The sequence below is a fragment of the Streptomyces anandii JCM 4720 genome (assembly GCF_014650655.1).
Classification (GTDB): domain Bacteria; phylum Actinomycetota; class Actinomycetes; order Streptomycetales; family Streptomycetaceae; genus Streptomyces; species Streptomyces anandii.
Genome location: NZ_BMVJ01000033.1, coordinates 17,425 through 18,485 on the forward strand (window position 1 = coordinate 17,425; position 1,061 = coordinate 18,485).

Here is a 1,061-nt window from a genome sequence, read left to right on the forward strand (position 1 = left end):
CTCGGTGAACCACGAGCGGGTGATGTCGTGGCCCTCGCCGATGCCGCCCAGCACGGCGTCCTCGCCGACCTGGACGTCGGTGAAGGTGAACTCGGGGTGCTCGTAGACGAAGGTGTGCATGAAGCGCGGCACCCGGGTCATCTCGATGCCGGGGGTGTCCTTGTCGACGAGGAACAGCGTCGGCGCGCGCTCCGGTCCCGCGGCGGCGAGCACGATCATGAAGTCCGCGTGGTCGCCCACCGTCACGAACCACTTCTCGCCGTTCAGCACCCAGCCCTGGCCGTTCTTGGTCGCCGTGGTGGCGAGGTTCTGCGGGTCCGAGCCGGCGCCGGGTTCGGTGACGGCGTAGCAGTCACGCCGCTCGCCCCTGATCACCGGGACGAGGAAGCGCTCGCGCTGCTCGGGGGTGCAGAAGCGAAGGGCGTTCGCGGGCCGCCACACCATGTCCCACAGGGCGCCGGTGAGCCGGCCCAGCTCCTCCTGGACGGTGACCTGCTCGGCGATGGTGAGTCCGGCGCCGCCCCACTCGGCCGGCATGTTGACGGCCTGGAGCCCCGCGTCGAGGACGGCGTCGCGGATCTTGGTGTGCGCGCTCGCGGGCAGGCCGTTCTCCTCCTCGCACCGCACCTCGTAGGCGGCGATGCGGTCGGTGAGGGCGCGTGCGTCGGCCTTGAGCTGCGCCTGGCGCGGGGTGAGGCGGAAGTCCATGGAAGTCCTCGCTCAGGGGTATTGAGGGGCGTGGTTTCAGTGGGTGGGCAGGGCAAGGGTGCGGGTGCCGCGCTTGATCAGCTCGTTGGCGATGATGAGGCGCTGGATCTCGGAGGTGCCCTCCCAGATCCGGTCGACGCGCAGCTCCCGGTACATACGTTCGACGGCGTACGAGCGGTCGTAGCCGCGTCCGCCGAAGATCTGCAGACACCGGTCGGCGACCCGGCCGGCGGCCTCGCTGGCGGCGAGCTTGGCGGTGGACGCCTTGGCATGCAGCGTCTTGCGGTCGGTGCCCGGCTGGTCGGCCTCCCAGGCGACCTGGTGGGTGTAGGCCCGGTTGACCGCGATGTCCA

At 70.6% G+C, this 1,061-nt stretch carries 2 protein-coding genes; both read right to left on the minus strand.

What is annotated here, in order from left to right:
* A partial coding sequence (locus tag IE249_RS33220) for an acyl-CoA dehydrogenase family protein (protein ID WP_189710874.1) occupies nucleotides 1-708 on the minus strand: 708 nt, incomplete at its 3' end.
* Nucleotides 709-744: 36 nt separating this feature from the next.
* A partial coding sequence (locus IE249_RS33225) for an acyl-CoA dehydrogenase family protein (RefSeq protein ID WP_268249736.1) occupies nucleotides 745-1,061 on the minus strand: 317 nt, incomplete at its 5' end.